This window comes from Streptomyces sp. NPDC006174, assembly GCF_040614075.1.
GTDB lineage: Bacteria > Actinomycetota > Actinomycetes > Streptomycetales > Streptomycetaceae > Streptomyces.
The window spans coordinates 165,199-191,675 of the sequence record NZ_JBEXTJ010000008.1; the positions used below are offsets into that span (position 1 = coordinate 165,199).

Below are 26,477 nucleotides of genomic sequence, written 5' to 3' on the forward strand. Positions count from 1 at the left end.
CTTAGAAATACCCCTCGCGCTTGCGGTCTTCCATCGCGGCCTCGGACATCTTGTCGTCGGCGCGGGTCGCGCCCCGCTCGGTGAGCCGGGAGGCGGCGATCTCGGTGATCACGGCGTCCAGCGAGGTGGCGTCGGAGTCGACGGCACCGGTGCAGGACATGTCGCCGACCGTGCGGTAGCGCACCAGCCGGGTCTCGGTGGCCTCGTGCTCCTTGGGACCGCCCCAGTGACCGGCCGTCAGCCACATGCCGTTGCGGTTGAAGACCTCGCGCTCATGGGCGAAGTAGATCTCCGGCAGCTCGATGGATTCGCGCTCGATGTACTGCCAGACGTCCAGCTCGGTCCAGTTGGAGATCGGGAAGACCCGGACGTGCTCACCGGGTGCGTGCCGGCCGTTGTACAGCTGCCACAGCTCGGGCCGCTGGCGGCGCGGGTCCCACTGCGAGAACTCGTCGCGCAGCGAGAAGACCCGCTCCTTGGCGCGCGCCTTCTCCTCGTCGCGCCGCCCGCCGCCGAACACCGCGTCGAAGCGGTACTGCTGGATCGCCTCGGTCAGCGGGACGGTCTGGAGCGGGTTGCGGGTGCCGTCGGGACGCTCGCGGAGCTTTCCGGCGTCGATGTACTCCTGCACGGAGGCGACATGGAGCCGCAGCCCGTGCTTCTTCACCGCACGGTCGCGGTACTCCAGGACCTCCGGGAAGTTGTGCCCGGTGTCCACGTGCAGCAGCGTGAACGGCACCGGCGCGGGCGCGAACGCCTTGAGCGCCAGGTGCAGCATCACGATGGAGTCCTTGCCGCCGGAGAACAGGATCACCGGCCGCTCGAACTCACCCGCCACCTCACGGAAGATGTGGACCGCCTCGGACTCCAGCGAGTCCAGGTGGCTGAGCGCGTACGGGTTCGCGGTGTCCCCGGACACGGTGGTGGTGACGGCACTCACGCCAGGCCCCTCTCGGTGAGCAGCGCGTGGAGCGCCGCCGCTGACTCCTGCACGGTCTGCTGGTGCGACTCGATCCGCAGGTCGGGCGATTCGGGCGCCTCGTAGGGGTCGTCGACCCCGGTGAGACCGCTGATCTCGCCGGCCGCCTGCTTGGCGTAGAGGCCCTTCACATCCCGTACGGAGCACACCTCGACGGGCGTCGCGACGTGCACCTCCAGGTAGGTGGTGGACTCGGCGGCGTGCCGCTTGCGGACCGCCTCGCGGCTGTCGGCGAACGGGGCGATGACGGGGACGAGTACCTTCACGCCGTTGGCGGCGAGGAGTTCGGCGACGAAGCCGATGCGGGCCACGTTGGTGTGCCGGTCCTCGCGGGAGAAGCCGAGCCCGGCGGAGAGGAACTCCCGGATCTCGTCGCCGTCGAGCACCTCCACCTTGTGGCCCTCGGTCCGCAGCCGGCCCGCCAGCTCGTACGCGATGGTGGTCTTGCCCGCGCTCGGCAGACCGGTGAGCCAGATCGTGGCTCCCGTCTCCGTCACGCTCATCGAACTCTCCTGATCAGTCGTCATCAGCCGTGCAGCCCGCATTCGGTCTTGCCGCGTCCGGCCCAGCGGCCGGCCCGTGCGTCCTCGCCCTCCAGCACCCGGCGGGTGCAGGGCGCGCAGCCGACAGAGGCGTAACCGTCCATCAGCAGCGGGTTGGTGAGCACTCCGTGCTCCGACACGTAGGCGTCCACGTCGTCCTGGGTCCAGCGGGCGATGGGGGAGACCTTCACCTTGCGGCGCTTGGCGTCCCAGCCGACGACCGGCGTGTCGGCCCGGGTCGGCGACTCGTCGCGGCGCAGCCCCGTCGCCCATGCGGCGTACGCGGTCAGGCCGTCCTCCAGCGGCTTGACCTTGCGCAGCGCGCAGCACAGGTCCGGGTCGCGGTCGTGCAGCTTCTCGCCGTACTCCGCGTCCTGCTCGGCCACGCTCTGCCGCGGCGTGATCGTGATGACGTTGACGTCCATCACCGCGTCCACCGCGTCCCGCGTGCCGATGGTCTCCGGGAAGTGGTAGCCGGTGTCCAGGAAGACCACGTCCACGCCCGGCAGCACCCGCGAGGCCAGGTGCGCGACCACGGCGTCCTCCATGGAGGAGGTGACGCAGAAGCGCGGCCCGAAGGTGTCGGTGGCCCACTTCAGGATCTCGGTGGCGGAGGCGTCCTCCAGCTCCCGGCCGGCCTGCTCGGCCAGCTCCCGCAGTTCGCGGTCGGTGAGCTCTCCGCTGATCAGAGTGTCCGTCATATCCGGTTCCCTTCACCGTCGTTGCGCTGCACGCCCCGGGTCAGCAGACCCAGGAACTTCAGCTGGAACGCACGGTTGCAGGAGGCACATTCCCAGGCGCCGTGACCGGTCTCGTTGGGACGCAGGTCCTCGTCGCCGCAGTACGGGCAGTGGAACGGCGCGGCTCGCTCGCTCATGACAGCGACTCCGCACTGGCGCGCGCCGCCCAGGTCGCGAAGCGCTCGCCGTCCTCGCGCTCCTCCTGGAACTTGCCGAGCACGCGCTCCACGTAGTCCGGCAGTTCGGCCGAAGTGACCTTCAGACCACGGACCTTGCGGCCGAACCCGGCCTCCAGGCCGAGCGCGCCACCGAGGTGCACCTGGTAGCCCTCGACCTGCTTGCCGTCGCCGTCCAGCATCAACTGGCCCTTGAGACCGATGTCCGCGACCTGGATGCGGGCGCAGGCGTTCGGGCAGCCGTTGATGTTGATGGTGATCGGGTGGTCGAACTCCGGGATGCGGCGCTCCAGTTCGTCGATGAGCGAGGCGCCGCGCGCCTTCGTCTCGACGATCGCCAGCTTGCAGAACTCGATGCCGGTGCAGGCCATCGTGCCGCGCCGGAACGGGGACGGCGTGACCTTGAGGTCGAGCGCCTCCAGCCCGGCGACCAGGGACTCCACCTGGTCCTCGGCCACGTCCAGCACGATCATCTTCTGCTCGGCGGTGGTCCGCACCCGGCCGGAGCCGTGCGCCTCGGCCACCTGGGCGATCTTGGTGAGCGTGGTCCCGTCGACCCGGCCCACCCGCGCGGCGAAGCCGACGTAGAAGCGGCCGTCCTTCTGCCGGTGCACACCGAGGTGGTCGCGCCAGGTCTGCGCGGGCTGCTCGGGCGCGGGACCGTCGACCAGCTTGCGCTGGAGGTAGTCGTCCTCCAGGACCTGGCGGAACTTCTCCGCGCCCCAGTCCGCGACCAGGAACTTCAGCCGGGCGCGGGTGCGCAGCCGCCGGTAGCCGTAGTCGCGGAAGATCCCGATGACCCCGCCGTACACGTCGGCCACCTCGTCCAGCGGCACCCAGGCACCGAGCCGTACGCCGAGCTTGGGGTTGGTGGAGAGGCCGCCGCCGACCCAGAGGTCGAAGCCGGGACCGTGCTCGGGGTGGTCCACGCCGACGAAGGCGATGTCGTTGATCTCGTGCGCCACGTCCAGGTGCGGGGAGCCGGAGACGGCGGACTTGAACTTGCGCGGCAGGTTGGAGAAGTCCGGGTTGCCGATGAAGCGGCGCTGGATCTCGTCGATCGCGGGCGTGCCGTCGATGATCTCGTTCTCGGCGATGCCCGCCACCGGAGAGCCGAGGATGACGCGGGGCGTGTCACCGCAGGCCTCGGTGGTGGAGAGGCTCACCTCTTCGAGCCGCCGCCAGATCTCCGGCACGTCCTCGATCCGGATCCAGTGGTACTGCACGTTCTGCCGGTCGGTGAGGTCGGCGGTACCGCGCGCGAACTCCTGCGAGATCTCACCGATCACCCGCAGCTGCCGCGTGGTCAGCCGGCCGCCGTCGATCCGGACGCGCAGCATGAAGAACTTGTCGTCCAGCTCCTCCGGCTCCAGCACGGCCGTCTTGCCGCCGTCGATGCCGGGCTTGCGCTGGGTGTACAGCCCCCACCAACGCATGCGTCCGCGCAGGTCGTTGGGGTCGATGGAGTCGAAGCCACGCTTGGAGTAGATCGTCTCAATACGTGTCCGTACGTTGAGACCGTCATCGTCCTTCTTGAACTGCTCGTTCCCGTTGAGGGGGGTGTGGTGGCCCACGGCCCACTGACCCTCGCCACGGTGGCGTCCGGCCTTGCGGCGGGGCGTGGTGGTCGCAGGCTGTTCCGGGGTAGCGGCCATGACAGGTACGTCCTTCGGGACTGCAGGAGGGCGGCTCTGAGCGGCACACTCGCGCGGAGGCGCGGCGGTGCGCGGGGCGGTGCCAGAGGTAAGGGTGCGGCGGGGTGCTGGGACTCTCAGCGCGCCGGACAGATGGCGCTGGACATGCGGCAGAGGTCGACGTGGCGCCGACTCACCAAGGCAATTCCAGTTCCAGACATGACGGAAGCGTGTCACGCGGATCTCGGGCCAGTCCACCACTATCCACGATGTGGACGACATGGTCCCGAAGGGTGAGACGGTGTGGTGCTGGTCACAGACGGCATCGGCGGCAATGGGGACAAATTGCCTCCGGATGGGGCCGGAAACGGTCCGGCGGCGGGATCAGGCGCCGTACGCTCCCGGCCACGGCCCAGGGGTCGCCACATCCGGCTCCACCTCGGTCTCCGTGGCGAAGAGCCGGAAGCCCCGGCGCAGATAGTTGTCCATCGCGTACGGGCCGTCCTTCGAGCAGGTGTGCAGCCAGACCCGCTCCGTCGCCGGCCGCTCCGGCCAGCGTTCCGCCAGATCCCAGGCGCGCGCCGCTCCGTACGAGAGCAGATGGCCGCCGATCCGCCGCCCGCGGAAGGCCGGGATCAGCCCGAAGTACAGGATCTCGACGACACCGCCGTCCTGCGCGTCCAGCTGGACGTATCCGGCCGGCGTCCCGTTCACGTACGCCACCCAGGTCTCGGACCCGGGCCGCTCCAGCTCCTCGCGCCACTGCTCGTACGTCATCACCAGCCGGTCGGTCCACCGGATGTCGCCGCCCACGGCGGAGTAGAGGAAGCGGTTGAACTCCGGCAGCGGCACTTCGGACCGCACGATCCGCAGATCGCCGTCCGGTACGGCGGCGGGCCGCAGATCGGCCGGCGAGGTCTGCTCCAGCGACCAGGTGGTGACCTCGGTGGTCAGCCCGGTGGCCGTTCCGGTGGCCTCGGCGGTCGGTACGGCGTGCTGCGCGGGGTTGCTCATGGCGGCCAGAAAACCATGCCGCCGCCGGCCGGCGCACAGCGGGCCCGGTCAGCCCGGTCCTGCGCCCCGTCGCGCGCCCGTCACCACCGGCGCCTTCGAGTGCGGCAGCAGGTCGCCCGGGTGCTCCGGGTGGACCACCTCCACCTCCACGCCGTCCCCGAAGCGGTACGGGCGGTGGGCCAGCACCTCCGCCAGATGACGCCGGAGCCGCGAGATCTCGGCCCGTACCGTCACCGTCCGGGTCGGATCGCCGAAGATGTCCTGCGCCAGCTCGGAGGCGCTGCGGCCCTCCCGGTGCACCGCCAGCGCGTACAGCAGCTCCGCGTGGCGCGGCGAGAGCCGCTGCGTCGAGGTGCCCAGCGGCCCCACCAGATGCACGGCGAGCGCCCGCGGCCGGCTCAGGTCCAGCACCGCCCGGCGCGGCGTCCCGTCCGCCGTACCGTCCGACACCTGCACCAGCCACCCGCCCGGCAGCGGCTCCACCCGGCACATCCCGAGCGAGGGCAGCCACACGCGGCCGGCCACCAGCGACTTCGGCAGCGGCAGCCGGTCCACCGGCGGCATCCCGGTCACCGCCGCCAGCCAGCCGTGGTGGTCCACCACCAGTGCCCGGCCGCCGAGCCGGCACAGGATCGGCGCCGCCACCGCGCGCAGCCGTTCGATCGCCACCAGGTGCCGGGTGCGGATCTCGGCCTCCGCGAGCCGGGCCACCGAGTCCACCAGGGCCAGCGTCGCCGGATGGAAGGTGGCGGCAGGACCGCTGATGTCGACGATCCCCACCAGCCGCCCGTCGCGCGGGTCGCGGACCGGGGCCGCCGCGCAGGTCCAGTTGTGCAGGGCCCGGATGAAGTGCTCGGCCGAGTGGACCTGGATCGGCGCGCGGGCGGCCAGCGCCGTACCGATCGCGTTCGTCCCCGTCGCCGCCTCCGCCCAGGCCGCGCCCTCCTCCAGACAGATGTCATGGGCCCGGTGCATGACCCCGGAATGGCCCTGGCGCCACAGCACCCGGCCCTCCGCGTCGGTGACCACCATGATCTGCTGCGCGGCGTCCGCGATGGAGGCGAGACCGGCCCGCAGCACCGGCATCACCTCGCCGAGCGCCGTGCTGTGCCGCCGGTGCTCGATCTCCTCCGCCCGCAGCAGCTCGCTCTCCGGCGACTGCTCGGGGTCGATGCCGCTGCGTACGACACGCTCCCACGAGGCGTCGATCTCCGCCCGTGGCGCGGCGGCGGACCGCTCACCCGCCAGCCGCGCCTCCCGGGCCCGGTGGAGCAGCCGGGTCGCCCGCTCCGCCTCCTGGCCGATCACGCGCACCGCTCCGGCAGAACTCGTCCGACTCATGGTCCCCACCCGTTCCCCCCGAACACTGCGAGCTCTCCGGCTCCATCCTGCCGCTGCCCGGACGCACCCGCCGCGCAGTCCACACAATGGTTGCAACCCTTTGCAACTCTGGCGATGCGGCACCGAACCGTACGAGAGTGGGAGCGTGCCGTACGCCGGGCCCGTGCCCGGCGAGCGGCACGGTTCAAGCATGGAGGGTGGTGCCGTGTCGGCGCAGCACCACCCTCCGTCGCTTACCTCTGCTCCGCGACCGGCCGGGCCCGCGTCACCACCGAGGCCAGATCCAGGCTGTGCGGCAGCGTCCCGAACGCCGTGCCCCAGTCCCCGCCGAGCCGCGAGGCGCAGAACGCGTCGGAGACCTCCGGCGGCGCCCACCGCACCAGCAGCGAACCCTGGAGCACCAGCGCCATCCGCTCCACCAGCCTCCGCGCCCGCGCCTCGATCCCCTCCAGGTCCGCCAGCTCGGTCAGCAGGTCCTTGATCGCCGCGTCCAGCCGGTGATCGGCCCCGCGCGCCTTCCCGACCTCCCGCAGGAACGCGTCCAGCGCCTGCGGCTCCCGCTGGAGCGCCCGCAGCACATCCAGCGCCTGCACGTTGCCCGACCCCTCCCAGATCGAGTTCAGCGGCGCCTCGCGCAGCAGCCGCGGCATCCCGGACTCCTCCACGTATCCGTTGCCGCCGAGGCACTCCAGCGCCTCGCCGACGACCGGCGTGCACCGCTTGGTGACCCAGTACTTGGCGGCCGGCACCGCGATCCGCAGGAACGCCCGCTCCTCCTCGGTGTCCGTGTCGTACGCCGAGGCCAGCCGCATCGCCAGGACGGTCGCCGCCTCCGACTCCAGCGCCAGATCGGCCAGCACGTTGCGCATCAGCGGCTTGTCGATCAGCAGCCCGCCGAACGCGGAGCGGTAGGTGGCGTGGTGGATCGCCTGCGCCACCGCCTGCCGCATCAGCGCCGCCGAACCCACCACGCAGTCCAGCCGGGTGGCCGCCACCATCTCGATGATCGTGCGCACCCCGCGTCCCTCCTCGCCGACCCGACGGGCCCAGGTCCCGTCGAACTCGACCTCGCTGGAGGCGTTGGACTTGTTGCCGAGCTTGTCCTTGAGCCGCTGGATCGCGAACACGTTGCGCGAACCGTCCGGCAGGACGCGCGGTACCAGGAAGCAGGTCAGCCCGCCCGGCGCCTGCGCCAGCACCAGGAACCCGTCCGACATCGGCGCCGAACAGAACCACTTGTGCCCGGTGAGCAGGTACTCGCCCTCACCGGACACCGGCTCGGCCCGGGTCGTGTTGGACCGTACGTCGGTGCCGCCCTGCTTCTCCGTCATGCCCATCCCGAAGAGCACTCCGGCCTTCCCCGTCGGCGTGCGCAGCCCTTCCTCGTACACGTACGAGGTCAGCAGCGGCTCCCACTCGGCGGCCAGCACCGGATCGGTCCGCAGCGCGGGCACGGCGGCGTGCGTCATCGAGAGCGGGCAGCCGTGGCCCGCCTCGGCCTGCGTCCAGACCAGGAACCCGGCCGCACGCCGCACATGGCCGGCCGGACGGCCCCAGGCATCGGTCAGCCCGGCGGCGACCGCGTGGCCCAGGAGCCGGTGCCAGGCCGGATGGAACTGCACTTCATCGATCCGATTTCCATACCGGTCATGCGTACGCAGAACGGGCGGGTGTTCGTTGGCCTGTGCTCCCCACTCCTGGGCCTGAGCCGAACCCGCCGACTGCCCGAGCGTGCCGAGTTCCTCCCGTGCCACGGGCAGGACGCCCGGCTCGATGTGCCGCTCGACGGCCTCGGACAGGGCCCGGTCGGCGGCGAAGACGTCATAGCCGACCAGCGGCGGAACCTGATTGGTCACTGTGTGGGTGGTGGCTGCCATGCCGATACGGTAAGGAGGTGCAGGCAGCAAATGAAACACCCGAGCGGCCACCGGGCCGGCTCCACCGGGCCCGAGTGCTCTACCGCAACGTCTCCAAGCGGCGGATGGCGTGGCAGTTGCTCAAGGACACCGTCAACTCGTGCATCGAGTACCGGATCCTCGGGCTGGCGGCCGAGGCGGCCTTCTTCACCCTGCTGTCCCTGCCGCCGCTGCTGCTCGGCATGATCGGGCTGCTCGGTTACGTCGACGAGTGGACGACCACCGAGACGGTCGCCTCCATCGAACGCAACATCCTCTCGGCCTCGCAGACCGTGCTCTCCGAGCGCGGGGTCAACGACTTCGCCAAACCGCTGCTGGCCGACGTCACCACCGGCGCCCGGCCCGACGTGATCTCCATCGGCTTCGCCATCGCCCTGTGGTCCGGCTCCCGCGCGGTGAACGTCTTCATCGACACCATCACCGTCATGTACGGCCTCGACGGCCACCGCGGCATCGTCAAGACCCGCCTGCTCGCCTTCCTGCTGTACGTCGTCGCCCTGCTGCTGGGCGCGGTGGTGCTGCCGCTGCTCGTCGTCGGACCCGACCGGGTGGTCGAGTTCGTGCCGTGGGGCACGGAGGTCATCGCCGTCCTGTACTGGCCGCTGGTGATACTGCTGACCATCGCGTTCCTCACGACGCTCTACCACGTCTCCGTCCCGGTCCGTTCACCGTGGATCGAGGACGTCCCCGGCGCGCTCGTGGCGCTCGGGATGTGGGTGCTCGGCAGCTTCCTGCTCCGGATCTACCTCACGAACACGGTCGAAGGCCCCACGATCTACGGCTCCTTGGCGGCACCGATCGCCGTGCTGCTCTGGATCGGCATCTCCGCCTTCGCCGTCCTGGTCGGCGCCGCGGTCAACGCCGCCATCGACCACGTCTGGCCCTCGCTCGCCACCGCCGCCGCCCGCGAGGCCACCGAACGCGTCCGCGCCGCCCAGGCCGCCGAGTTCGTCGCCCGCACCCGCCCGGCCGCCTACGACGGCGCCGATGACGACGAGGACGAGGACGACGGCCCGGCGTACATGCCCTCGGAGTTCCCCGAGCGCTGGTCCCGCTTCCTGCCGCCCGACGACGTCAGGTCACGGCTCCAGTCGACCTGGGAGAAGGAGCCGAAGGAAGGCAAGGCCAAGGAGACCGGCCAGCACCGCGACAACTCCGGACCCCCGTCGGCCTGACCTCGCGCGCTAGCGTGGAAACATGCCCCAGGAGCAGCAGCATCGGTACCGGGAACGGCCCTCCCGCCTGCCCGGTGCCGTCATCTGGACCTGGGACGCTCCGGACCGTCCGCTGCGGAAGGCCCGCTCGGTCCTGCCCGACGGCTGCATGGACCTGATCTGGACCGGCGGCCGCATCGTCGTCGCCGGCCCGGACACCCGCGCCTTCACGGTGGACCCACGCGACCGCGCCTCCTGCGCCGCGATCCGGTTCGGCCCCGGCACCGCGCCCGTACTCCTCGGCGTACCGGCGTACGAGCTGCGCGACCACCGGGTCGCGCTGGCCGACCTCTGGCCCTCCGCGAGCGCGCGCCGCCTCACCGAGCGGATCGACGAGGCCCAGGACTCCGCCGGGACCCTGGAGCGGTTCGCGCTGGACCGGATCGCCGAGACCGGGCCGCCGGATCCGCGTACGGTCGCCGTCGCCGAAGGCCTGCGCCGAGGCAGGTCCGTCGCGGCGACGGCGGCGGAGGCCGGACTCGGCGCCCGCCAGCTCCACCGCCGCTCCCTGGCCGCCTTCGGCTACGGCCCCAAAATGCTGGCCCGGATCCTCCGCCTCCAGCGTGCTCTGGAGCTCATCCGCACCGGCCTCCCGTACGCCGAAGCTGCCTGCGCGGCCGGCTGCACCGACCAGGCGCACCTCGCCCGCGAGATGCGCGACCTGGCCGGCACGACGCTAGGGACCTACTTCTCCTCGTGAGACGCGAACAGCGAGACACCCGACCCGTCCGGATCCAGCACCACCGCGTAGCGCTGTCCCCACTCCGCGTCCCACGGCGCCAGATGCCCGGCGTACCCGGCACCGGTCAGCTCCGCGTACAGAGCGTCCACCTCCGCCGGGCTGTCGCACACGAACGCCAGCCCCAGCCGCTCCCCGCCCGCCGGCCGCTCCCAGCTCGGGTCGAACGAGAGGATCACGTCCTCCGTGTCCCAGAGCAGCCGCTGCCCGCCCGGCAGGACCACCTCCACATGCGGAGCGGCCTCCGCTCCGGCCGGGATGTCGAGGCCGAGCCTGCGGTAGAAGGCGAGCGAGGCCGCCAGGTCGGCCGTGATGATGCTGATCGCGTCGAATCGTGGAGTCATGGAACGACGGTAGGCGCAGGACGTCCGCACCGTCTTGTACGAATCGGACGCCGGACGGCTTCGCTAGCCCCAGCAGTCACCCACCGAAGTCCCCGCATCCGTCAGCGCCAGCCCCAGATCCGCCCGCTCGGTCACCCACCGCGTGGGCCGGTGCCGCGGGTCGCCCGTACTCGCGTGCAGCGACCGCTGGAGCTCCAGCAGCCGCGCGGCCCCGATCCGCTCGCCCCAGGCCAGCGGTCCGGCCGGATAGCCGAGGCCGGTCGTCACCGCCAGGTCGATGTCGGCCGGAGTGGCGAGCGAGCGCTCCGCGATCGAGGCGCCGACCGCGACGATCGAGGAGAGCAGCCGCTGCGCGACCGAGCCCGCCGTGTCCCGTACCACCGTCACGGCGTGCGGCTCGTCCGCCGCCGCCCGCGCCAGCACAGCCCGCGCGTCCCGGGCCGCCGCCGGACCGGTGGCGGCCGTCACCGCCAGGACCCGCCGCCGCCCGGCCGCCGGCAGCACCTCCACTCCGACCGTCCGCTCGGCCGGCAGTCCGCCCGCCCGGATCGCACCGGACACCGTCGTGCCCCACACCGGCACCAGCACCAACGCCTCGGCGGACGGCCCTGCGCCTCGCTCGACCCGGACCCCGGCCGCCTCCAGCGCACCGGCGAGCGCGTCCACGTACGCCGTCGTCTCCACGGACCCGGTCGCGGCCAGGAACACCGGCCGGTGGCCGTCACCGTTCACCGCCGGCTCCGGAGCCGGTCCCTTCGCGCCTTCGCCGTACGCGTACCAGCCCTGCCCGGTCTTGCGGCCGTGCAGCCCCGCCACCACCCGGTTCGGCGTGAGGTACGAGGGCCGGAGCCGGTCCTCGTACCGGAAGCCCTGCCAGATCGAGTCGATCACCGCGGCCGTCACGTCCAGGCCGGTCAGGTCCATCAGCTCGAACGGGCCCATCCGCAGGCCCAGCACGTCCCGCGCGATCCGGTCGATGTCGGCAGGACCCGCGACCGACTCCTCCAGCAACGCCAGCGCCTCCGTCACCAGACCGCGACCCGCGTGGTTGACCAGGAATCCGGGGGTGTCGGCCACGGTCACCGCCCGGTGCCCGCACCCCTCCACCAGCTCGGTCAGCGCGGCCGGGATCTCCGGGCGGGTCGCCGCGCCCGGCACCACCTCCACGATCCGCATCAGCGGCACCGGGTTGAAGAAGTGCAGCCCGGCCAGGCGCGACGGGTCCTGGAGGGTCGCCGCGATCCGGGTCACCGACAGGGACGAGGTGTTGGTCGCGAAGACGGCGGAGGACGGCAGCGCCCGCTCCAGCTTCCCGAACACCTCGGCCTTGGTCTCCAGATCCTCCCGTACGGCCTCGATGACCAGCTCCACGTCCGGCCCGAAGGCCCACGGATCGGCCAGCGGCACCAGCCGCGCCACGGACGCGTCCCGGTCGGCGGCGGACATCCGGCCCTTGGCCACCGCCCGGTCCAGCATCGAGACGACGAACTCCACGGCGTCCTTCACCGCCGCCGCCCGTACGTCGCCCAGCTCCACGGTGTGGCCCGCGCTCGCGGCCCACTGGGCGATGCCGCGGCCCATGGCCCCGGCTCCGACGATCCTGATACGCATGGCAGTTGAAGCCTTTCCGACGGAGATGGTCAGGAGGAGGAGGTCAGCGGAGGTAGTCGCGGTGCGGGTCGACATCGTCGCGCAGCACGACGTAGGTCTGCTCGGCGGTCCCGTCGGCGGCCGGATACGGCGAAGTGATCTTACGGATACCGGGGTTGACCGACGGCAGATCGCTGCCCGCGTATGAGCGCAGCGGATAGAACGGCAGCCGCTGCGCACCGGCGAGGTAGCGGCAGACCATCCCGTAGTGGCTGTACTCCTCGTACGCCGGCGGCTCGGGATCGGCGTGCTCGACGCGCCGCCGCAGCTCACCGAGCGAACCGGCCGAGGAGTTGCCCACGAACGAGGAGGCCGGCCGCGTCACGCACCCGGCGGCCGGCATCTGGTCCACCACGATGTCCGCCGTCATCCGGACGACCGTGAGATCGCGGCGTCCCTGCCGGATGATCTCGTGCCCGGCGGCGGTCGGGATGAGGTGCGTGAACCCTTCGAGACTCACGGTGTCCCCGTCGTGGACGAAGGCGGCGACGGCCTCCCTCATCGACATGACCTTGCCGGCCGTCCGGTCCACGGTGCTCCTCGTCGTCCGCCTACGCGGCCCCACGGTGTCAGCGCCATTGATGGCTGTCCAATACCGAATTAAGGTCGGATCGAGACGCCGGGAGTATCACCGACAGGAGGGAGGCGTCGCCATGGAGCTACGCCACCTCGACGCCTTCCTCGCCGTGGCCGAGGAACTGCACTTCGGCCGGGCCGCCAAGCGGCTCCAGATGGCCCAGCCACCGCTGAGCCAGCGGATCCGCCAGCTGGAGAAGGAGCTCGGCGTCCAGCTCTTCCACCGCAACACCCGCTCGGTCCGGCTCACCAGCGCGGGCGAGTCCTTCCTCGAACCCGTACGGACCGTCCTGGACGACCTGGACACCGCCGTACGGGCCGCCAGATCGGCGGGAAAGGGCGAGTTCGGGCGGGTCACCATCGGCTTCGCCGGCGCCTCCAGCCACGAGACGCTGCCGCAGCTCACCCGGGCCGTCCGCGCCGCGCACCCGGGACTCGAACTCGTCATGACCGGCCAGACGTACGCCAACACCGCCCTCGCCCGGGTCGCGGACGGCTCGCTCGACCTCGGCTTCGTCCGGCTGCCGGTGACCCGGCCCGGCGTCGCCCACCGGGTGATCGACGAGGAGGAGCTGGCCTGTGCCCTGCCCTCCGACCACCCGCTCGCCCGACGCGAGGCCGTACCTCTCGCCGTACTCGCCGGTGAACCGTTCGTCTCCTTTCCCGCCAACTCCGGCTCCACCGTCCGCGACGCCATGACCGAGGCATGCGAGAGCGCCGGGTTCACTCCGCGCGTCGTCCAGGAGGCGCCGGACTCGTACACGATCCACGCCTTGGTCGCGGCCGGCGTCGGCGTCACCCTCACGGTCACCTCCGTGCAGCACATCCAGCAGAACGGCCTGGTCTACCGCCCGCTCGCCGGACCGCCGATCCGCCTGAGCGCCGCGCTGGCCTGGCGCTCCGACAACCCCTCCGCCGCGCTGCGCGCGGTGCTCGCCGTGGCGGAGGAAGCGCTGCCGACACCCGTACGCACTCTCGATTGAGACGTACGGCCTCTCAACGCGGCGCGCATTCGATATTGGACCGACTCAGTGGAGCGATGCGAAGGTCACTGGACCCGCGTGTACCGCCACCGCCCTCAGGAAAGGCCCCTCCGTGCCGCTCGAAGTCGTCATCTGCGAACCGCTGCGCACCCCCATCGGCCGCTTCGGCGGAGCGTTCGCGCAGCAGACACCGGCCGGGCTGGCCGCACGCGTCATCGCGGAGATCGTCGACCGTACGGGCATCGACCCCGACCGGGTCGACGAGGTGATCCTCGGCCACGCCTACCCGACCAGCGAGGCTCCCGCCATCGGCCGGATCGCCGCCATGGACGCCGGCCTGCCCACCACCGTCACCGGCACCCAGATCGACCGCCGCTGCGGCTCGGGGCTCCAGGCGGTCCTGGACGCGGCGATGCAGATCAGGACCGGGTTCAGCGAGGTGGTGATCGCCGGCGGCGTCGACGTCATGAGCGCCGCGCCGTACTACACACACGACGGCCGCTGGGGCATCAAGGGCCCCGGCCTTCAGCTCCACGACTCCCTGGCCCGGGGCCGGGTCACCGCCGGAGGCATCCACCACCCGGTGCCCGGCGGCATGATCGAGACGGCCGAGAACCTGCGCCGGGAGTACGCCATCAGCCGCGCCGACCAGGACGCCCTGGCCCTGCGCTCACAGCAGCGGGCGGCCACCGCCGTCGCCGAGGGCCGGTACGCGGCGGAGACCGTCCCCGTCACCGTACGCACCCGCAAGGGCGAGACGACCGTCACCGCCGACGAGCACCCGCGCCCCGACACCACCGCCGAGCAACTCGCCGCGCTCCGCCCGGTGATGGCCACAACCGACCCGGAGGCCACCGTCACGGCCGGCAACGCCAGCGGCCAGAACGACGCGGCCGCCGCCTGCCTGGTCACCAGCGCCGAGACGGCGGAGCGCCTCGGCCTGATCCCGCTCGTCCGCCTCGTCTCCTGCGCCCGCGCCGGCGTCCCCGCCGCCACGATGGGCATCGCCCCGGTCGCCGCCACCCGTACGGCACTGGACCGCGCCGGCCTCAGCCTCGCCGAGCTCGACCTGATCGAGCTGAACGAGGCGTTCGCCGCTCAGGTTCTCGCCTGCACCCGGGAGTTGGGCCTCGGCGAGACCGACCATGAACAGCGGATCAACGTCAACGGATCGGGCATCTCGCTCGGCCACCCGGTCGGCGCCACCGGAGCCCGCATCCTCGCCACGCTCACCCGCGAACTCCACCGCCGCGAGGGCCGCTACGGCCTGGAGACGATGTGCATCGGCGGCGGCCAGGCACTCGCGGCGGTCTTCGAGCGCGTCACGCCCTGACACCGGCCCTCTCCCGGAGTTCCCAGGCATGCAGAAGGTCCGGCCGGACAGTCCCCGCTGTCCGGCCGGACCTCGTTCCTGCGGCGGGTGGCTGTCAGTCCCGCGCGTTACGGGTGCGGCGCATCAGCACCGTCCCGCCCAGCAGCATCGCGGCGCTGGCGCCTGCCGCCAGGCCGAGACCGGCCGCACCGGTGTCGGCCAGACCCGGCGTGTCGGAGCCGGGGGTGTGCGTGCCGGGGGTGTTGGGGCCGGGGTTGTTGGATCCGGGGGTGTCGGTGGGCGGCTGCTCGGCCGGCGGCTCGTCGACCGGCGGCTCGTCGACGGGGGGCTGCTCGGTCGGGGGCTCGTCGACCGGCGGCTCGTCGACCGGCGGCTCCTCCGTGGGCGGCTCGTCCACCGGAGGCTCCTCGGTCGGGGGCTCCTCCGTGGGCGGCTCTTCGGTGGGCGGCTCCTCCGTGGGGGGCTCCTCGGTCGGCGGCTCTTCGGTGGGCGGCTCCTCGACCGGCGGCTCCTCGGTGGGCGGCTCGGTCGGCGGGTAGTCGTCCTTCGGGCCGCTCACGTTCGCGCAGGAGTTGCCGAACGCGGGGTTCAACAGGGCGATCACATTGACGGTGTTGCCGCACACGTTGACCGGGACGTGCACCGGCACCTGCACGGCGTTGCCCGAACCGACCCCCGGCGAACCGACGGCGGCGCCTTCGGCCGACGCGTCGGCGTATGCGGCGCCGCCGGCCGAGGCCAGGAGGCCCGACGCGGCCGCCATGACGATCATGCTTTTGTTCAAGGCCTGTCGCATTACTTGCCCTTCCTTAGGACATTCGCGAGGACATTCGCGTGGGTGCTTCGCGCGCGGAACCGTCGGGTGGTGCCCTTGTCGTGACGGACCCCCCGGGCCACCCCCGCGCGAAGTCATGGTGAAAGTCGTTACACATGCGCGCTGGACGACTGCCCTAACGAGCGGCGGGCGCGCGGGAAACTCGGGGGCGGGTGGAAATTGTGTAATCACCCGAACGGATGGATGAGATGAACCGTGTCCTGGCCCGGCTACCGTTGAAGGGAAACGATTCAGCCTCAACTTTGCCGTTGAGCAACGGTGTTGACCGTCATGCGGGCCGGGTGGCGACAGATGCGCGACGGGAGAGCGGTCCGCGCAGGTCGACCCGTTCGGACGAACACGCCGGTCTCCGCTTCCGCAATTCCCTCACGAACAGATGGTCGTGCGAACAGAGGCGGTGTCAGAGGCGCGGACCGGTCGCACTCCCGCGCAGTGCGCCCCCGTGCCCGGCATTCGGGTGAATGCACGGAACCAAACGCCGGGCCCCGAGTTGATCAGGGGGCCCCGCTACGGGGTGACCGGTACGAGAAGGGTTAATCGTGATCAAGAAGGTTCTTGCTACGGGCGCTGTCGCCGCCTCCATCCTCGGGCTCGGCTCGACGCAGGCCATGGCGATCGCCAACGACGGCGGTACCACGACGGTCAACGGCAACGGCGCTTCGCAGTCGTACGGCAACTCCGAGACCCACGGTGACTGGAGCCCGCAGTTCGCGCTGATCCAGGGCTCGCTCAACAAGCCCTGCATCGCGCTGCCGGCCAAGGCCAACCTCGGCTCGCTCGTCGGCCTGGTGCCGATCACGGTCCAGGACATCAACGTCCTGTCCTCGCCGCAGAACCAGCAGTGCACCGAGAACTCCACCCAGGCGAAGGGCGACGAGGCTCTGTCGCACATCCTGGAGGACATCCCGATCCTCTCGGGCAACGGTGCCGGCAACGGCTGATCCACAGCCGCTCGACTCGGGTCCGGGCCATCGGAGTTCCTCCACCGAGCGGCCCGGACCCGTCTTTTCACCGGGAATGCGGTACGGGCTCTCCGACCGTGTTCCCGCCGCACGGTCCGACGGCCGTTGCGGCATTCGGGCGGATATCCGGGAATCCGCCCGTGGAACAGTTTCGAACCCGGATGTTCATCGTTACGTAGGACAGCGCCGGAGTCGCGAGCGATGCAGGACCGGCTCGGGCGGACACGACAGTCGTGACCGCACCGGACTCCGCCGAGGAAAGGGATAAATAAAGTGAAGTACACCAAGGTTGCCGCAGTCGCCGCCGGTACGCTCATGGCGATGGGTGCCGCCGCGCCGGCCATGGCCGACTCGGGCGCCGAGGCCATCGCCGCGGGCTCGCCGGGCGTGCTGTCCGGCAACATCGTGCAGGTGCCGGTGCACATCCCGGTCAACATCTGCGGTAACACCGTCAACGTGATCGGCCTGCTGAACCCGGCCTTCGGTAACACCTGCGTCAACGCGTGAGCCACTGACCGGCCGGGCCTATTGTCCGGAACCGGTCGGCCCCGGGACGGCATCGGCCGCCCGGGGCCTTTGCTCTGCCCGCCGCGATTCCTCGCACTCTCGGCCGGAGAAAGTCGGACGGGCACAGTTTCTCCCACCCCACCTGATCGTTATCCCTGAGGAAAGCGGCAGAAGTCACAGGTAAAGAAAGCTTGTGTGCGGCACGGAGACGTGACCGAAGCAGACGCCGCGCAGAAGGGAACCAGAAAAGTGAAGTACGCGAAGACCGCCGCGCTCGTTGTCGGTTCCGTGGCTGCCCTCGGAACGGCCGCTCCCGCGTTCGCCGCTACTGTCCCCACGGCCCCCAGCTTCAGCCTCGACAGCGGTCTCAACCAGGTGATGGCCAGCGCGCCGCAGGTCGTGGACCCGCTGGTGGACACCGTCGCCGAGACCACCGAAACGGTCTCGAAGGACGGCACGGTCGGCAAGCTGGCGGGTCAGGCAACCGGTGCGGCCGAGAGTGCCGCTCCGCTGCTCGGAGGCATTCCTCTCGGCGGCTGACCGCCGCGGAACGACCGTTCCTCCTGGTTCCTTCACCGATCCGCATCACCGCATCACTCCCCGGAAGGGCTCTCTCATGTTCAAGAAGATCATGGCCTCGGCAGCGGTTGCCGTCTCCGTCGTCGGCGTCTCCGCCGCGGCCGCCCCGTCCGCCATGGCGATCGCCAACGACGGCGGCACCACCACCGTCAACGGCAACGGCGCTTCGCAGGCCTACGGCAACTCCGAGACCCACGGCGACTGGAGCCCGCAGTTCGCGCTGATCCAGGGCTCGCTGAACAAGCCCTGCATCGCGCTGCCGGCCAAGGCGAACCTCGGTTCCCTCGTCGGCCTGGTGCCGATCTCGGTCCAGGACATCAACGTCCTGTCCTCGCCGCAGAACCAGCAGTGCACCGAGAACTCCACCCAGGCCAAGGGTGACGAGGCTCTGTCGCACCTGCTGAACGACATCCCGATCCTGTCGGGCAACGGTGCCGGCAACAACTGAGACCGGGTAGCTCCGGTCCGCATCGCGTGACCCGCGTGGGGCCAGCCCCGTCCGTACGGCGACCGTTCTTCGCCCGACCGGACCCGGCTGGCCCTTCGTCGTGTGCCGGGGCCTCCGGACGGGGCACACGCTTGGGCCGGATGCCGTAGCCCCGGCTGACGATCCGCGCCGGGCCGGGTAGGGCCCCTCCATGGATCCGTACGACAGTCAGACCTCGCAGAGCAGAGAGCCGTGGCCCGCACCGGACGGCACGCCGATCTACGACCGGCTCGTCGCCGAGTGGCAGGCCGCCGGACGCGACCACCCGCTCTCCGAACCGCGGCCGGAACCCGTCCACCGCCACGGCGCCGGTTTCGTACCGGCGGCCCGCACGTCCGGCGAGGCCTCCGGCGGCTGAGGCCCGGGATTGCTGGGCTGTGGCGTCGACCTTGCGCCGGAACGAACCCATTTGAGTGGTACTGCGCAACCGATCCGGCCCTCCGGCAGTTGATCAGTACGTTCCACAACGGGACGCTCCGAAAGGTGAAGTTGATGAAGAAGATGATGGCCGGCGCTGCAGTGGCCGTGTCCCTGCTCGGTCTGTCCGCAGTCGCGGCTCCCACGGCCATGGCGATCGGCAACGACGGTGGCACCACCACCGTCAACGGCAACGGTGCCGAGTCGGAGATCGGCAACGCCGAGACCGAGGGCGACTGGAGCCCGCAGAACCAGCTTGTTCAGGGCACCCTGAACAAGCTCTGCGTCGGCCTGCCCGCCAAGGTCAACGTCGGTTCGCTCGTCGGCCTCGTGCCGATCACGGTCCAGGACATCAACGTCCTGTCCAACCCGCAGAACCAGCAGTGCACCGACAACTCGACCCAGGCGAAGGGCGACGAGCCCCTGTCGCACATCCTGGACGACATCCCGGTTCTCTCGGGCAACGGCGTCGGCAACAACTGACGCACCACAGCCTGACGTTTCGAGCGCGGGCGGTCCGGGGTTCACTCTCCGGGCCGCCCGCCCTCGTTGTCATGGCACCGCGCCTTCTCGCGGCGCCACCGTGACACGACGGTGCCCACCACTCCACGGGGGGTGGTGGGCACCGTCATGCCTGGACAGGGAGGTCAGCCGATCGAACGGACCGGGAGCAGGCAGTGGGCGGCGGTGCGGACGACCTCCTCGTTCGCCGCGAAGGCCCGCAGCTGGTCCTCGCTCACCGGCTGCCCCGGAACGGCCTCCGGCCACGGGGTCGTGGCGAACATCCCGTACACCTGGCCCTGTCCCAGCGCGGCCGCGAGCCACTCCGCGGGGGCCGGGTACTGCGACTTGAGGTGAGGCATCGTCAGGACGGCCTGGCCCGCCTGGACGAGGAGCTTCGCCTGGATGCCCGGTGCCTCGGCCGCGTCCTGGATCGGGCCGCCGACCTGGAGACCGGCCCGCTCCAGCGCGATGCGCAGCGCGTTCCGGCCGGCCTCCGGCCCGTCCTGGCCGTCGCCGAGCGAGTAGGCGAGGAGGTAGGCGGTGTCCTGGTCGGCGCCGGGCTGCCGGCTGCTCCAGCCGATCAGGATCTGGGTACCCAACTGGGCCGGTGTGAACGTGCCGGTGGAGGTCTGAGGTGTCGTCATGACCGGCACCTTAATGGCCTCGGACCGGTCGCTATGCATGCGTATCACCCGATCGGGGGAGATCGGTGAAGATCCGGGAGATCACGGGGTAACTCCGGCGTGGGCACCGGAAAACCTGTTGACGCCGTCGGGAGCGGCGCGGCTATGGTGAGTCGCGTCAGACACCGAGGAACCAGGACCCGAGGAATCAGGAGGTGAGGACATTGATGACTGTCGTTGCGATGGGCACTGCCCACAACCAGAAGAGCATCGTTCTCACCCCCGTGGCCACCGGCTGACCCGCTTCACCGATCTTCCGCGCCGAGCGCGCGGTGCCGGGGCCACCCTGTGAAGGGTTTCCCTTGTCTTTCTCGTTTCTTCCGGTTCCGTCCTCCTCGCACCCGCTGACTCCGTACGGCTGGGACGACGACTGGTCGGCAGCCTTCTCTCCTTACGCCGAGCAGGGCCTCGTGCCGGGGCGCGTCGTGCGCGTGGACCGTGGCCGGTGCGACGTGATCACCCATGACGGCCCGGTCCGGGCCGACACCGCGTTCGTGGTGCCGCGCGACCCGATGCGGATCGTCTGCACCGGTGACTGGGTGGCGCTCGACGCCGACGGTGACCCGCGGTTCGTCCGTACGCTGCTGCCGCGCCGGACCGCCTTCGTTCGCTCCACCTCATCGGAGCGGTCCGAAGGGCAGGTGCTCGCCACCAACATCGACCACATCGTCATCTGCGTCTCGCTCGCCGTCGAGCTGGACCTCGGACGGATCGAGCGCTTCCTCGCGCTCGCGCTGTCCAGCTCCGACGGCGCCGCGCTGCTGAGCGATGGCCACGGTCCCGGCGAGCACCGGCCCGAGCCGATCGTGCTGCTCACCAAGGCCGACCTGGTGCCCGACCCGGTCACCCTGTCCCACCTCGTCCAGGACATCGAGGCCATCGCGCCCGGCGTCCAGGTCTTCCCCGTCAGCTCCACCACCGGCGAAGGGCTCGACGTCTTCGGTGCCGTCGTCTCCGGCGGTACGAGCGTGCTGCTCGGTATCTCCGGCGCCGGCAAGTCCACCCTCGCCAACACCCTGCTCGGCCGGGACGAGATGGAGGTGCAGGCCGCGCGGGAGGCCGACGGCAAGGGCCGGCACACCACCACGACCCGTAACCTCCTCGTCCTGCCGCAAGGCGGTGTCCTCATCGACACTCCCGGGCTGCGCGGGGTCGGCCTCTTCGACGCCGGGACCGGGGTCGGCGAGCTGTTCGCGGAGATCGAGGAGCTGGCGGCCCGCTGCCGGTTCCACGACTGCGCCCACGCGAGCGAGCCCGGATGCGCGGTCCTCGGCGCGGTGGCGGACGGCACTCTGCCGGACCGGCGGCTGGAGAGCTACCGCAAGCTGCTGCGCGAGAACCAGCGGATCGTCGCCAAGACCGATGCCCGGGTCCGTTCGGAGATGCTGAAGGACTGGAAGCGCAAGGGTGCCGAGGGACGTGCGGCCATGCAGGCCAAGCGCGGCGGCCGGGTGCGGTAGCCGTCGTCGTACTCGGCGTCCGAAAACCGCGAGTGCGGCAGCGGCGGCTGCCGCACACTGGACGGTGTGATGGACGACAGGAGCAGGTACGAGGCGGTGAGCAGCCGCGACGCACGGTTCGACGGCGCGTTCTTCTTCGCCGTCGTGACCACCGGCATCTACTGCCGGCCGAGCTGCCCCGCCGTCACGCCACGGCGCGCCAACGTGCGCTTCTACCCGACCGCGGCCGCCGCTCAGGCCGGCGGCTTCCGGGCCTGTCGGCGCTGCCGTCCTGACGCCGTGCCCGGCTCGGCCGAGTGGAACGTCCGCGCCGATGTCGTCGGCCGCGCCATGCGGCTGATCGGCGACGGAGTAGTGGACCGCGAAGGCGTTCCCGGACTCGCCGGACGGCTCGGCTACAGCGCCCGGCAGGTCCAGCGCCAGCTCAACGCCGAGCTCGGCGCCGGACCCGTCGCGCTGGCCCGCGCCCAGCGCTCCCACACCGCCCGGGTGCTGCTGCAGACCACCGGCCTGCCGGTCACCGAGATCGCGTTCGCGGCCGGATTCGCCAGCGTGCGCCAGTTCAACGACACCATCCGCCGGATCTACGCCCGCACTCCGAGCGCTCTGCGCGCGGAGGCCGGGACCGGGCTCGGCGGCGGCCGGGGCGAGGGGCTGCGGGCCGGGATCCCGCTGCGGCTCGCGCATCGGGGCCCGTACGCCACCAGCGCGATGTTCGACCTGCTGGCCGAGCAGGCCGTGGCCCGGGTCGAGGAGATGGGCGGACCGCCGGGCCGCCGCACCTACCGGCGTACGCTGCGACTGCCGTACGGGACCGGGATCGCCGCCGTCGACGAGGCCACGCCCGGACCGTGGCTGGAGGCCCGGATCCACCTCACCGATCTGCGCGACCTGACCACCGCCGTACAGCGGCTGCGGCGCCTGTTCGACCTGGATGCCGATCCCTACGCCGTCGACGAGGCCCTCGCCGCCGACCCCCGGCTCGCCCCGCTGGTCGCCGCCCGGCCCGGAGTGCGCTCGCCGGGAGCGGCGGACCCGGAGGAGGAGGCCGTACGGGCGCTGGTGGGGCGGGAGCGCGCGGAGGAGCTGGTCGAGCGGTACGGGAAGGTGCTGGACCTGCCGTGCGGCGCGCTCAGCCATGTCTTTCCCGAGGTGGGCGTCCTGGCCGGTGCCGTCCCGGAACCGGCTCTGCGGACCCTGGCCACCGCGCTCGCCGACGGTGAGCTGCGGCTGGACGCCGGGGCCGACCGCGAGGAGGCGGAACGGACGCTCGCCACGTTGCCCGGAGTGGACCGGCGGACCGCCGCGCTGATCCGGATGCGGGCGCTCGGTGATCCGGATGTGGATCCGTACGGAACACCGGGTGGCGAACGGTGGCGGCCGTGGCGTTCGTACGCCGTACGCCATCTGGAGACGGCCGTCCGTCAGCCCCAGATCAGCGCGCCCAGCCAGGCGCCCGCCACCAGCAGGCACGCGAACAGCTCCACCAGCACCGCGTAGCCCGTCGCCCGCATCACCGAGCGCACCGACGTCCAACCCGCGCCACGGCTGCCCAGCCGCAGCCGCTCCGCGCCGTAGATCGCTCCCACGAACCCGGCGATGCCGCCGACCACGGGCACCACGAAGAAGCCCACGATCCCCGCGACCCCACCGATCATCACCGTCCGCCGAGGCGCGCCCGACTCGCCCGGGCGGCGCGGTGGCAGCAGCGGCTTGAGGGCCTGGTTCAACAGCATCAGGGCCGTTGCGCCGATCAGGACGCCCCAGGCCGTCGGGCTCATGTCCGTCAGCGCCCACCACAGCACCGCCGCCCAGACGATGGCCTGGCCCGGCACGCCCGGAACCAGGACCCCGATCAGGCCCAGCAGCATGACCAGGCCCACGCCGACGAGCTGCCACACACTCATCCGACCAGCCTGCCGGAGAGTGCACCGCCCCGCGCGGTCAGCGCACCCCCGCGACCTGCACCGATGACGGCCCGGGCGGCGCGGAACGGGCGACCCAGCCCCGCTCGTACGCATGCCAGCCCAGCTGGAGCCGGGTGGAGACCCCGGTCAGTTCCATCAGCCCCTTGACCCGGCGCTGCACGGTCCGCAGCCCCAGCTCCAGCTGCTTGGCCACGCTGGCGTCGGTCAGCCCGGCCAGCAGCAGCGACAGGATCTCCAGATCGGTGGGGTCGGGGCCGACGCCGTCCTCCCGCACCTCGCCTCCGCCTTCGCCCAGCCGCAGCGGCAGCGCCTCGCGCCACACCGCCTCGAAGAGGCCCATGAGCGACTCCAGCAGCCCGCTGGCGTGCACGACCAGCGCGGCGGGCTCGGCGCCGCGTCCGGTCAACGGCACCATCGCCGTCGTTCCGTCGGCGATCACCAGCTTCGTCGGCACCCGGTCGACCACCCGGCACTGCTCGTCCCGGCTCAGCGCGGCCGACAGCTCCAGGATCCCGGACGGCAGTGACAGCACCTCACGCTCGACGACCACCCGGTAGGCGACCCCGCGCGAGGCCGCCCGCTCCTCGGACTCGTTCTCCATGCCGGACACCGCGATCGGCTTGCCGGTGACCAGAGCGCACACCTCGGACGCGGCTCCCAGCTGCAACTGGTGGAAGCGCTGGGCGACCGCCGCCGAGCCGGTCACCACCTCCACCAGATCGTGCACCTCGGGCTCGCTCGCCTCGGCCCGGTACTCGGCGGCCAGCAGCGCGGACGCCAGCTCCGCCTGCTCCAGCTCATGGCGCTGCTGGATGAGCAGAGCCCCCAGCGCCACGCCCGGCGGGGCCGCCACCCAGCGGCCCGGGCGGGCCGAGGACTGCGCGGCCAGACCTTGCTGCTCCAGCCGCCGCAGCACCCGCTCTGCATCCGCCTCCGGGAGGGACAGCCGGTGCGCGAGATCGGAGAGTTCCGCCGCTCCCGCCGCCACCAGTGCGCGATACGCGGCTTCCTGCCTCTCGTCGAGACCCAGTGCCCCCAGCATCTCCCGACCCTCCCCGGATGTGGTGATCGCGCCTCGCGGCGCCCGTTCCGGCCGGTTCGCCGTGGCGGAAAGGGGCCACGGCGTGAACCCGCCGCTCACATCATCCCCTGTACCTCTGGTCCCTTGGCCAGTCTTGCGCCACTCCAGTACCGACGACCTGCACATCCGATGATCACACTGACCGGTCCGCCGGGCGTCCTTCCTGTGGGGGGTGGGGTCGCCCGGCGGACCTCATGCAAGAGCCACTTTTTCGTGATGTCCCGTTTTCGGGCGGGCTCCGCGGTGGACAATAAGGGCATGAGTCAGCAGGGGGAGAAGCCCGCCGCCCATGAGGACGACTGGTGGCGGAAGCTGTACGACGAGACCGCGCCGGACACCGGTCCGAGCAGCGCGCCCGACAGCCTGGACGACCGCTTCGACTCCGTGTCGGACACGGTGAGCGAGGCGGTGGAACCCAAGCCGGAGCAGGAGCCTGAGCCGGTGTGGGACACGAGGCCGGAGCCGGAGGTGAGACCGGAGGCCGGGTCCGAGTCACCGGCGCGGGTGCGGCCCGAGCCGCGGCGGACGGTGGTGAAACCGGACCCGCGCGCAGCCTGGGACCCCTACCGCGGGCAGGCGCCGCCGTCCGAGGAGCCGAAGCCGGAGCCGGCCGCCCCTCAGGCCGCCGCCGTCCCCGGTCCCCGTAACACCGCCTTTCCCGCTCCCTGGGAAGCGCCCGCCGGTCCGCCCGGACCCCGCACCTTCGCCGCGCCGAAGCCGCCCGAGCCTGAGCCGCCGCCCGAGCCGGTGGCCGCCGAACCCGACACCGCGCGCGACCCCGGCGTCCTGGACACGCTCCCGCCGGACTGGGCCGCTAGCGACGCGCCGGCCGATGGCGGCGGTGGGACCCGGCCGCTCGTCGACCACCTGGGCGACCGGCCGCCCACCTACGACGCCGAACCCGCCGCGCTGCCCGCCGCCACCTCGGAGAACCTGGACGAGCTGGTCCCCGACACCGTGCTGGACGGTGCGCGGTACGGGACGTACACGCTGCGGGCCGCCTCCGTACGGGGCGACTCGGCGCGGTTCCGCGGTGAGCCCCGGCGGGACGCGCTGCTCACCGCTCGGTTCGGTGCGGCGGAGAGCGCGCTGGTGCTCGTCGCCGTGGCCGGAGGCGTACGGGCCGGCGAAGGGGCCCATCTGGCGGCGGCCGACGCGTGCCGGTGGATCGGCGGTGCGGTGGCCCGCAGCCACGCCCGGCTCTCCGAGGACATAAGGGCCGGCCGCCGGGCCGACCTGAAGTCGGGTCTGCACCGGCTCACCGACCGTAGTTACGGAAAGCTCCGCGCCCGCGCCGCCGAACTCGGCCTGGAACCGGCGGAGTACACCACCAGCCTGCGGTGCCTGCTGCTCTCCGCCGATCCCGACTGCCGCACCCGGGTCTTCTTCGGCGTCGGCAGCGGCGGCCTCTTCCGGCTCCGCGACGGACTCTGGCAGGACCTGGAGCCGGTGATTCCGGAGGACCACTCCTCGTCCGGCGGCGGCGTGAGCGAGGAGGGGCCGGACGGTGACCGGCTGACCATGGACCTCCAGATCACCACGCCTCCGTCCCCGTACAGCGACGGCCCCGCACCGCCGCCCGCCGAACTCTTCCGCTTCCGGGCCTCCGTGGCCCGTCCGGGCGACGCGCTGCTGCTCTGCAGCAACGGACTGGCCGAGCCGATGCGCGACGAACCCGAGCTCCCGGCCGAGCTCGCCGAGCGCTGGGGCCCGCCAGGCCCGCCCGGGCTGCCGGCCTTCCTCGCCGACACCCAGCTCCGGATCAAGGGGTACGCCGACGACCGGACCTGCGCGGCGGTCTGGGAGGCGTAACCGCGCACGCCATGGGTTGATGGACTCCGGAGGCCGTACGT

Annotated in this window: 28 protein-coding genes and 1 pseudogene; 13 read left to right on the top strand and 16 right to left on the bottom strand. The window is 71.7% G+C overall.

Going from position 1 to position 26,477, the window contains the following annotated elements; all coding sequences use genetic code 11:
• Position 1 precedes the first annotated feature (1 nt).
• The 9 genes from cysD to ABZ267_RS20100 form a co-directional block, all read right to left on the bottom strand.
• Positions 2 to 940, bottom strand: a complete 939-nt coding sequence (gene cysD / locus ABZ267_RS20060; RefSeq protein ID WP_356749537.1) for a sulfate adenylyltransferase subunit CysD — start codon at positions 938 to 940, stop codon at positions 2 to 4.
• On the bottom strand, positions 937 to 1,506 hold the full coding sequence (gene cysC, locus ABZ267_RS20065; protein ID WP_076966733.1) for an adenylyl-sulfate kinase: 570 nt from the start codon (positions 1,504 to 1,506) through the stop codon (positions 937 to 939). The genes cysD and cysC overlap by 4 nt, the downstream gene beginning before the upstream one ends.
• Positions 1,506 to 2,222 carry a phosphoadenylyl-sulfate reductase gene (locus ABZ267_RS20070; protein WP_356749535.1) on the bottom strand — a complete coding sequence of 239 codons (717 nt, stop codon included), beginning with the start codon at positions 2,220 to 2,222 and terminating at the stop codon, positions 1,506 to 1,508. Before ABZ267_RS20070 ends, cysC begins: the two co-directional genes overlap by 1 nt.
• The gene (locus ABZ267_RS20075; protein WP_356749533.1) at positions 2,219 to 2,398 is read right to left on the bottom strand and encodes a hypothetical protein; all 180 of its coding nucleotides are present in this window, start codon (positions 2,396 to 2,398) and stop codon (positions 2,219 to 2,221) included. Before ABZ267_RS20075 ends, ABZ267_RS20070 begins: the two co-directional genes overlap by 4 nt.
• Positions 2,395 to 4,092, bottom strand: coding sequence for a nitrite/sulfite reductase (locus ABZ267_RS20080; protein ID WP_356749531.1), 1,698 nt, complete (start codon positions 4,090 to 4,092; stop codon positions 2,395 to 2,397). Before ABZ267_RS20080 ends, ABZ267_RS20075 begins: the two co-directional genes overlap by 4 nt.
• Before the next feature lie 116 nt (positions 4,093 to 4,208).
• Entirely contained in the window at positions 4,209 to 4,292 is an 84-nt protein-coding gene (locus tag ABZ267_RS20085; protein WP_317824784.1) for a putative leader peptide, read from the bottom strand.
• A 163-nt stretch (positions 4,293 to 4,455) separates the two neighbouring features.
• Positions 4,456 to 5,085 carry a GNAT family N-acetyltransferase gene (locus ABZ267_RS20090; protein ID WP_356749529.1) on the bottom strand — a complete coding sequence of 210 codons (630 nt, stop codon included), beginning with the start codon at positions 5,083 to 5,085 and terminating at the stop codon, positions 4,456 to 4,458.
• A gap of 48 nt (positions 5,086 to 5,133) precedes the next feature.
• A complete protein-coding gene (locus ABZ267_RS20095; RefSeq protein ID WP_356749527.1) occupies positions 5,134 to 6,426 on the bottom strand; it encodes a GAF domain-containing protein in 1,293 nt (430 codons plus the stop codon).
• Positions 6,427 to 6,659: 233 nt separating this feature from the next.
• A complete protein-coding gene (locus tag ABZ267_RS20100; RefSeq protein WP_356749525.1) occupies positions 6,660 to 8,303 on the bottom strand; it encodes an acyl-CoA dehydrogenase family protein in 1,644 nt (547 codons plus the stop codon).
• A 74-nt stretch (positions 8,304 to 8,377) separates the two neighbouring features.
• Between ABZ267_RS20100 and ABZ267_RS20105 the strand changes: the two genes are divergently transcribed.
• Together ABZ267_RS20105 and ABZ267_RS20110 are read left to right on the top strand one after the other, a co-directional pair.
• Positions 8,378 to 9,517 (top strand): YihY/virulence factor BrkB family protein, encoded by a 1,140-nt coding sequence (locus ABZ267_RS20105; RefSeq protein ID WP_356749675.1) that lies wholly within the window; start codon positions 8,378 to 8,380, stop codon positions 9,515 to 9,517.
• A gap of 22 nt (positions 9,518 to 9,539) precedes the next feature.
• Positions 9,540 to 10,256 carry a helix-turn-helix domain-containing protein gene (locus tag ABZ267_RS20110; RefSeq protein WP_356749523.1) on the top strand — a complete coding sequence of 239 codons (717 nt, stop codon included), beginning with the start codon at positions 9,540 to 9,542 and terminating at the stop codon, positions 10,254 to 10,256.
• Here ABZ267_RS20110 and ABZ267_RS20115 read toward each other — a convergent pair.
• The 3 genes and pseudogenes from ABZ267_RS20115 to ABZ267_RS20125 all read right to left on the bottom strand — a co-directional run.
• Complete coding sequence (locus ABZ267_RS20115) at positions 10,241 to 10,639, bottom strand: VOC family protein (RefSeq protein WP_356749521.1); 399 nt, start codon at positions 10,637 to 10,639, stop codon at positions 10,241 to 10,243. The two genes, ABZ267_RS20110 and ABZ267_RS20115, sit on opposite strands and share 16 nt — an antisense overlap.
• Positions 10,640 to 10,702: 63 nt before the next feature.
• A complete protein-coding gene (locus ABZ267_RS20120) occupies positions 10,703 to 12,250 on the bottom strand; it encodes a 3-hydroxyacyl-CoA dehydrogenase (RefSeq protein ID WP_356749519.1) in 1,548 nt (515 codons plus the stop codon).
• An 85-nt stretch (positions 12,251 to 12,335) separates the two neighbouring features.
• Positions 12,336 to 12,821 (bottom strand): annotated as a pseudogene (locus ABZ267_RS20125) (CoA-transferase); the annotation flags it as partial.
• A 121-nt stretch (positions 12,822 to 12,942) separates the two neighbouring features.
• Between ABZ267_RS20125 and ABZ267_RS20130 the strand changes: the two are divergent.
• Together ABZ267_RS20130 and ABZ267_RS20135 are read left to right on the top strand one after the other, a co-directional pair.
• Positions 12,943 to 13,848, top strand: coding sequence for a LysR family transcriptional regulator (locus ABZ267_RS20130; protein WP_356749517.1), 906 nt, complete (start codon positions 12,943 to 12,945; stop codon positions 13,846 to 13,848).
• 112 nt (positions 13,849 to 13,960) lie between these two features.
• Positions 13,961 to 15,181: an acetyl-CoA C-acetyltransferase gene (locus tag ABZ267_RS20135; RefSeq protein ID WP_356749515.1), complete on the top strand. Its 1,221-nt coding sequence runs from the start codon at positions 13,961 to 13,963 to the stop codon at positions 15,179 to 15,181.
• 94 nt (positions 15,182 to 15,275) lie between these two features.
• Here ABZ267_RS20135 and ABZ267_RS20140 read toward each other — a convergent pair whose 3' ends face one another.
• A complete protein-coding gene (locus ABZ267_RS20140) occupies positions 15,276 to 15,977 on the bottom strand; it encodes a chaplin family protein (RefSeq protein WP_356749513.1) in 702 nt (233 codons plus the stop codon).
• Positions 15,978 to 16,555: 578 nt separating this feature from the next.
• Here ABZ267_RS20140 and ABZ267_RS20145 point away from each other — a divergent pair.
• The 6 genes from ABZ267_RS20145 to ABZ267_RS20170 all read left to right on the top strand — a co-directional run bounded on the left by ABZ267_RS20145 (position 16,556) and on the right by ABZ267_RS20170 (position 19,451).
• Positions 16,556 to 16,957 carry a rodlin gene (locus ABZ267_RS20145; protein WP_073881655.1) on the top strand — a complete coding sequence of 134 codons (402 nt, stop codon included), beginning with the start codon at positions 16,556 to 16,558 and terminating at the stop codon, positions 16,955 to 16,957.
• 294 nt (positions 16,958 to 17,251) lie between these two features.
• Positions 17,252 to 17,485: a chaplin gene (locus tag ABZ267_RS20150; RefSeq protein WP_109162968.1), complete on the top strand. Its 234-nt coding sequence runs from the start codon at positions 17,252 to 17,254 to the stop codon at positions 17,483 to 17,485.
• Positions 17,486 to 17,734: 249 nt separating this feature from the next.
• A complete protein-coding gene (locus ABZ267_RS20155; protein WP_356749673.1) occupies positions 17,735 to 18,025 on the top strand; it encodes a hypothetical protein in 291 nt (96 codons plus the stop codon).
• A gap of 76 nt (positions 18,026 to 18,101) precedes the next feature.
• A complete protein-coding gene (locus tag ABZ267_RS20160; protein WP_015612269.1) occupies positions 18,102 to 18,512 on the top strand; it encodes a rodlin in 411 nt (136 codons plus the stop codon).
• A 190-nt stretch (positions 18,513 to 18,702) separates the two neighbouring features.
• Positions 18,703 to 18,909, top strand: coding sequence for a hypothetical protein (locus tag ABZ267_RS20165; protein WP_356749512.1), 207 nt, complete (start codon positions 18,703 to 18,705; stop codon positions 18,907 to 18,909).
• Positions 18,910 to 19,043: 134 nt separating this feature from the next.
• Entirely contained in the window at positions 19,044 to 19,451 is a 408-nt protein-coding gene (locus ABZ267_RS20170; protein WP_356749510.1) for a rodlin, read from the top strand.
• A gap of 164 nt (positions 19,452 to 19,615) precedes the next feature.
• Here ABZ267_RS20170 and ABZ267_RS20175 read toward each other — a convergent pair whose 3' ends face one another.
• Complete coding sequence (locus ABZ267_RS20175) at positions 19,616 to 20,116, bottom strand: DUF5949 family protein (RefSeq protein WP_356749508.1); 501 nt, start codon at positions 20,114 to 20,116, stop codon at positions 19,616 to 19,618.
• Positions 20,117 to 20,457: 341 nt separating this feature from the next.
• Between ABZ267_RS20175 and rsgA the strand changes: the two genes are divergently transcribed.
• Entirely contained in the window at positions 20,458 to 21,615 is a 1,158-nt protein-coding gene (gene rsgA / locus ABZ267_RS20180; protein WP_356749506.1) for a ribosome small subunit-dependent GTPase A, read from the top strand.
• 69 nt (positions 21,616 to 21,684) lie between these two features.
• On the top strand, positions 21,685 to 23,115 hold the full coding sequence (locus tag ABZ267_RS20185; RefSeq protein WP_356749671.1) for an AlkA N-terminal domain-containing protein: 1,431 nt from the start codon (positions 21,685 to 21,687) through the stop codon (positions 23,113 to 23,115).
• On the opposite strand, the gene ABZ267_RS20190 is transcribed toward ABZ267_RS20185, so the two are convergent.
• On the bottom strand, positions 23,040 to 23,522 hold the full coding sequence (locus ABZ267_RS20190) for a DUF456 domain-containing protein (RefSeq protein ID WP_356749504.1): 483 nt from the start codon (positions 23,520 to 23,522) through the stop codon (positions 23,040 to 23,042). The genes ABZ267_RS20185 and ABZ267_RS20190 overlap by 76 nt on opposite strands.
• Positions 23,523 to 23,559: 37 nt before the next feature.
• Positions 23,560 to 24,585: a helix-turn-helix domain-containing protein gene (locus ABZ267_RS20195; protein WP_356749502.1), complete on the bottom strand. Its 1,026-nt coding sequence runs from the start codon at positions 24,583 to 24,585 to the stop codon at positions 23,560 to 23,562.
• 297 nt (positions 24,586 to 24,882) lie between these two features.
• Here ABZ267_RS20195 and ABZ267_RS20200 point away from each other — a divergent pair, with 297 nt between their 5' ends.
• Complete coding sequence (locus ABZ267_RS20200; RefSeq protein ID WP_356749500.1) at positions 24,883 to 26,436, top strand: protein phosphatase 2C domain-containing protein; 1,554 nt, start codon at positions 24,883 to 24,885, stop codon at positions 26,434 to 26,436.
• Positions 26,437 to 26,477: the final 41 nt, after the last annotated feature.

Coding starts and splice junctions, on each gene's coding strand:
- cysC (WP_076966733.1), bottom strand. CDS start 1,506: ATGACGACTGATCAGGAGAGTTCGATGAGCGTGACGGAGACGGGAGCC.
- ABZ267_RS20070 (WP_356749535.1), bottom strand. CDS start 2,222: ATGACGGACACTCTGATCAGCGGAGAGCTCACCGACCGCGAACTGCGG.
- ABZ267_RS20075 (WP_356749533.1), bottom strand. CDS start 2,398: ATGAGCGAGCGAGCCGCGCCGTTCCACTGCCCGTACTGCGGCGACGAG.
- ABZ267_RS20080 (WP_356749531.1), bottom strand. CDS start 4,092: ATGGCCGCTACCCCGGAACAGCCTGCGACCACCACGCCCCGCCGCAAG.
- ABZ267_RS20085 (WP_317824784.1), bottom strand. CDS start 4,292: ATGTCTGGAACTGGAATTGCCTTGGTGAGTCGGCGCCACGTCGACCTC.
- ABZ267_RS20090 (WP_356749529.1), bottom strand. CDS start 5,085: ATGAGCAACCCCGCGCAGCACGCCGTACCGACCGCCGAGGCCACCGGA.
- ABZ267_RS20095 (WP_356749527.1), bottom strand. CDS start 6,426: ATGAGTCGGACGAGTTCTGCCGGAGCGGTGCGCGTGATCGGCCAGGAG.
- ABZ267_RS20100 (WP_356749525.1), bottom strand. CDS start 8,303: ATGGCAGCCACCACCCACACAGTGACCAATCAGGTTCCGCCGCTGGTC.
- ABZ267_RS20110 (WP_356749523.1), top strand. CDS start 9,540: ATGCCCCAGGAGCAGCAGCATCGGTACCGGGAACGGCCCTCCCGCCTG.
- ABZ267_RS20115 (WP_356749521.1), bottom strand. CDS start 10,639: ATGACTCCACGATTCGACGCGATCAGCATCATCACGGCCGACCTGGCG.
- ABZ267_RS20120 (WP_356749519.1), bottom strand. CDS start 12,250: ATGCGTATCAGGATCGTCGGAGCCGGGGCCATGGGCCGCGGCATCGCC.
- ABZ267_RS20130 (WP_356749517.1), top strand. CDS start 12,943: ATGGAGCTACGCCACCTCGACGCCTTCCTCGCCGTGGCCGAGGAACTG.
- ABZ267_RS20140 (WP_356749513.1), bottom strand. CDS start 15,977: ATGCGACAGGCCTTGAACAAAAGCATGATCGTCATGGCGGCCGCGTCG.
- ABZ267_RS20160 (WP_015612269.1), top strand. CDS start 18,102: ATGTTCAAGAAGATCATGGCCTCGGCAGCGGTTGCCGTCTCCGTCGTC.
- ABZ267_RS20165 (WP_356749512.1), top strand. CDS start 18,703: ATGGATCCGTACGACAGTCAGACCTCGCAGAGCAGAGAGCCGTGGCCC.
- ABZ267_RS20170 (WP_356749510.1), top strand. CDS start 19,044: ATGAAGAAGATGATGGCCGGCGCTGCAGTGGCCGTGTCCCTGCTCGGT.
- ABZ267_RS20175 (WP_356749508.1), bottom strand. CDS start 20,116: ATGACGACACCTCAGACCTCCACCGGCACGTTCACACCGGCCCAGTTG.
- ABZ267_RS20185 (WP_356749671.1), top strand. CDS start 21,685: ATGGACGACAGGAGCAGGTACGAGGCGGTGAGCAGCCGCGACGCACGG.
- ABZ267_RS20190 (WP_356749504.1), bottom strand. CDS start 23,522: ATGAGTGTGTGGCAGCTCGTCGGCGTGGGCCTGGTCATGCTGCTGGGC.
- ABZ267_RS20195 (WP_356749502.1), bottom strand. CDS start 24,585: ATGCTGGGGGCACTGGGTCTCGACGAGAGGCAGGAAGCCGCGTATCGC.
- ABZ267_RS20200 (WP_356749500.1), top strand. CDS start 24,883: ATGAGTCAGCAGGGGGAGAAGCCCGCCGCCCATGAGGACGACTGGTGG.